The sequence below is a fragment of the Neobacillus drentensis genome, from assembly GCF_036965645.1.
Classification (GTDB): domain Bacteria; phylum Bacillota; class Bacilli; order Bacillales; family Cytobacillaceae; genus Neobacillus; species Neobacillus drentensis_D.
In genome coordinates, this window is sequence record NZ_JBALPZ010000101.1 from 1 (window position 1) to 3,957 (window position 3,957).

General features: G+C 32.5%; 6 protein-coding genes. All 6 read left to right on the forward strand.

The window, feature by feature from the left end:
• Positions 1–109: 109 nt before the first annotated feature.
• The 6 genes from V7266_RS19115 (at position 110) to V7266_RS19140 (ending at position 3,864) form a co-directional block, all read left to right on the forward strand.
• Positions 110–1,117, forward strand: a complete 1,008-nt coding sequence (locus tag V7266_RS19115) for a DNA/RNA non-specific endonuclease (RefSeq protein ID WP_335469958.1) — start codon at positions 110–112, stop codon at positions 1,115–1,117.
• A gap of 283 nt (positions 1,118–1,400) precedes the next feature.
• Entirely contained in the window at positions 1,401–1,613 is a 213-nt protein-coding gene (locus V7266_RS19120) for a hypothetical protein (RefSeq protein ID WP_335469959.1), read from the forward strand.
• A 127-nt stretch (positions 1,614–1,740) separates the two neighbouring features.
• Positions 1,741–1,917 carry a hypothetical protein gene (locus V7266_RS19125; protein ID WP_335469960.1) on the forward strand — a complete coding sequence of 59 codons (177 nt, stop codon included), beginning with the start codon at positions 1,741–1,743 and terminating at the stop codon, positions 1,915–1,917.
• Positions 1,918–2,027: 110 nt separating this feature from the next.
• Positions 2,028–2,198, forward strand: a complete 171-nt coding sequence (locus tag V7266_RS19130) for a hypothetical protein (RefSeq protein ID WP_335469961.1) — start codon at positions 2,028–2,030, stop codon at positions 2,196–2,198.
• 231 nt (positions 2,199–2,429) lie between these two features.
• Positions 2,430–2,663, forward strand: a complete 234-nt coding sequence (locus tag V7266_RS19135; RefSeq protein WP_335469963.1) for a hypothetical protein — start codon at positions 2,430–2,432, stop codon at positions 2,661–2,663.
• A gap of 58 nt (positions 2,664–2,721) precedes the next feature.
• Positions 2,722–3,864, forward strand: a complete 1,143-nt coding sequence (locus tag V7266_RS19140) for a tyrosine-type recombinase/integrase (RefSeq protein WP_335469966.1) — start codon at positions 2,722–2,724, stop codon at positions 3,862–3,864.
• The last annotated feature ends 93 nt before the right edge of the window (positions 3,865–3,957 follow it).

Here is a 3,957-nt window from a genome sequence, read left to right on the forward strand (position 1 = left end):
GCTGCGGCGGTCATTTTTTCTGGTTTATAAATTTATTCGTTTTTTGAAGTATTTTAGCAGTATAATAGTATGGGTATTTCTACAAATGTTTATAAAAAGGGGACAATTTATGAAGAAATTAACCTACTTATTTATGGCGTTTTTATTAGTTTTCCTTGCAGCTTGTTCATCAAATGAAACAACTAGCAAAGAGGAAAATCCAAAAATAAATAAAACTCAAGAAGTAAGCAAAAAGAAAGCAGCCACTGTTGAAAGCAAAAAAAGTACAACTGACGACGAAGCGGAAAAAACGACTAGTAAAAGCGTAGTGAGTCCAAGCGTTCCTGCCACTAGTACACCAACGATAACAAGTGTTAATGGTGACTTTGACTACAGTAAATATACACTAATTGTAGTAGATGGCGGAGATATGTCAGGTTATAGAAAGCCGAATGTCAGAGTTGATGTCGGGTTTGGCGACAGGGAATATTGGGCTTTTACCAATGAATACGGACAGCTAATTCGTGTTGAGGCAAAAAATATAACACTTCAAAATTCGAATACTGAACATGTCACGTCATCAGGTAGATATTACTCTGATGAAGCAAATGTTCCTGGTACAGAGAGTCCAACCTTGGATAAAGGGCATGTGATTGCTGACTCGCTTGGGGGAGTATCAAATGCATATAACATTACACCTCAAGACAGCACTCTCAATCGGCACGGCGACCAAGCTTATATGGAAAAAGTGATTAGAGATGCAGGAGGTTGTACAGATTTCGTAGCAGTAATTCAATATCCAAATACTCAGACGCAAATTCCGAACCATTATAAATTCACATACAAAATTCAGGGCAGAACCATTACAGATGATTTTGACAATGTAAACCCAGATGAAGTGAACAAAAATTTAGGGACAACAACAGGTACGAAGAGTACACCACCGAAAACAAACAATGTACCAGCAAACCAAACGGTAAATAGTAATGAAGATGTTAGTAAGGTAGATACCAATCATAATGGACAAGTTACGATCTCTGAAGCTAAAGCTGCTGGCTTTAAAATGCCAATTACACGGGATTCGTGGCTCTATAAATATATGGATGATCGAGATGGTGATGGTTTAGTAGGTGAATAAATGGGGTTATGACTCCCATGCGATTATGGACTATTTAAAAGTAGCTTGGCATGATAATTCGATAAGGATTAATAAATAAACTGTATTGTACCTAATTAAGGGGATGGTTTCATGGATAATTAAATGTGACATATTATGTACTAAGAGTGGCTAACCGTCACTCTTTCTTTATGACCAAACAAAATGAAAATTTAATGAACAAATAGCATAATTATCGAAAACGCTTTCCTTGTGTTTTAAAATTAATTAATAAATTAGTAAATTTTGAGAGGGCGTTCTTAAAATGGATTTATATGAGAAATTACCCAATGATGTTTTAATTGCCTTTTACAATGAGATAAATAAAAACATTGGAAAGGATATTTTAACAAAGCAAATGTATTATGAACTTGGTTTAATTTTTTCTGTCTTAAGTCGAAGAGGGATAAGTCTAAGGAAACCAAATGACTTTGAAGAAGTGATTGACCATCAAACAATGATAAATTTTATTGCTTAAGCATTTAAGGAGTGACATTATTTGTCGCTCTTTTTACATTATCAACTTAATTAATATTAACTGAAAATTTTGACTCTTTATATCTTATTTAGTATAATGTTGGTTCTTCGGAAATGAGGTGAGAGGAATGGAACATCAAGTTTATGAGATGATTTACAAATGTAAAACAACTAATGCTTTGGTTAGAGTAAAGAATAAACCTAATATAACATTGGTTGCAAAAGCGATCATAATGCTTCAAGAAAATCTGTTGATTAATGAACAACTAAAAAGAAAGAATAGATCGGGTGAAAATAAGGAATGAAAAAACAATAAAAATAATTCAAACTGTCAGTAAAGAATTCGATGGAGTAGAAATTGCTAAATATCTACTTTCAATTGGAACCTATAAGGAAAAGAAAGAAGAAAAGAAAAATGAAGAAAGATAAGCAAGATAATGAAGAAGAAATAGTCTACTCAAAGATTACAGGGAAAAGAAGACCTCCTTGCACTAGAACAAGGGCAAACGAACCAAATCTTGATTTAATGGCTAAAGCGATAATCAATTTGTATTATAGTACAAAGGGGCAAAAGCTTAGAGAGTGAAAAGAGTGACAATAATAAACCACCAGTTGAATTGGTGGTTTTTTTATACAAATTTAATTTGGCGTAGATTTTTATTAACTTATTTCATATTAAATATTAATCTATTATCAACTTATTTCATATTAATAATATTTTTATAGTTTAATGGTATAAAATTTTAAATTCTGGGGACAAAGGATATTATCATCAATGGACAAGCATACATAAAAATCAACAGTGGAGGTGTCTTTTATGCCTAAATTAAAAACAGAAAAATTAAAGGGAGAGGTAGAAAAGGTTCATTTTCCACGTGATAAGAAAGGAAGGTTTGTATCATATAGTGAGGAAATGCCACGATCAATTAAATTAGTAAAAGTTAAGGGTTCATACGGCACTTTTGTTGTTAAAGAAAAGTTAATTCCAGATGAAGTTATAAAGACACTTTTTGGGATTGCAATTATAGGAGTTTTAATAGCTGTATTTTAGAATTGTGATAAAATAAAACAATACAAGCAGTTAAGAGCCAAATAGGAGGCTCTAATTAGTGAAAGGTAGTATCAAAAAAGACAAAAAGACAGGAAAATATTACTTTGTAGTGGATATAGGAAAAGATGCTAATGGTAAAAGAAAACAGAAAATGAAACGAGGTTTTTTAACCAAAGCCGAGGCAGAAAAAGCACTAACAAAGGTACTAAATGAAGTAAATGAAGGAACTTTTTTTGATCCACAAAAAGTGACTGTAAGTGAGTATTTTCAAATGTGGTTTAAAGAAAGAAAATCAAGTGTTGAACGAACAACATACAACAACCAATTGGCATTTTATGATATTTATATCGCACCTAGAATGGCAAAACTTAAAATGGATGAAATAACACCAATATTCCTTCAAAATTACGTGAATGATTTATTAGAATTTACCACGCTAAAACCAAGCACCATTCATAAATTAATTGATGTGTTAAAGGTGGCATTCAAAAAAGCGGTAAAACTAAAAATCATTAAAGAAAACCCTGCCTACCTCGTTGATCTTCCAAAAATCAAAAAAACTGAAATGAACGTTTGGGATATAGATGAGGTCAATTTCTTCTTAGGTCAAGTGTCAAATGTCAAACGACCAAGTCAGTATATAACGGCTTATTTACTCGCAATCTTCACAGGTATGCGTCAAGGTGAAATATTGGGTCTTAGATGGAGAGACATTGACTTTGAAAACAAAATAATTTACATCCGACAAACCTTATCACATGATGGAAAAGAACTAAGGAATGCAGCAAAAACAAAATCAAGCTTACGTTCAATAACTATACCAGAGGCACTAATACAGCAATTGAAAAAGGAAAGAAAAAAATGTAACGAAAACAAATTAAAGCACAGTAAAGTTTATGAAGATAACGATTTAGTCATTTGTACAAAGCTTGGGCGTCCTGTCCAACCATCAAATCTAATCAGAGGCTTTAAAAAGGATGTTAAGAAAGTGGAGCTTCCTGTTATACGGTTTCATGATTTAAGACATACACATGCAACTATGCTAATCAGTCAAAACATTAATCCGAAAATCATTTCTGAAAGATTAGGACATGCAAGGATAGGAATTACACTCGATATTTATAGTCATGTTCTTCCAAGTATGCAACAAGAAGTGGCTACTAAGTTAGATGAAATGGTTAAAAATTTTCATGATTTGTGAGCAATAATGTGAGCATTCATTTAATAAATTGAACAAACTTTGATATAACAAGTTTCTCCGACTAAAAAGTGCCTTCGTGCCTGGAAGGCGGTG

Coding starts and splice junctions, on each gene's coding strand:
- V7266_RS19115 (WP_335469958.1), top strand. CDS start 110: ATGAAGAAATTAACCTACTTATTTATGGCGTTTTTATTAGTTTTCCTT.
- V7266_RS19120 (WP_335469959.1), top strand. CDS start 1,401: ATGGATTTATATGAGAAATTACCCAATGATGTTTTAATTGCCTTTTAC.
- V7266_RS19125 (WP_335469960.1), top strand. CDS start 1,741: ATGGAACATCAAGTTTATGAGATGATTTACAAATGTAAAACAACTAAT.
- V7266_RS19130 (WP_335469961.1), top strand. CDS start 2,028: ATGAAGAAAGATAAGCAAGATAATGAAGAAGAAATAGTCTACTCAAAG.
- V7266_RS19135 (WP_335469963.1), top strand. CDS start 2,430: ATGCCTAAATTAAAAACAGAAAAATTAAAGGGAGAGGTAGAAAAGGTT.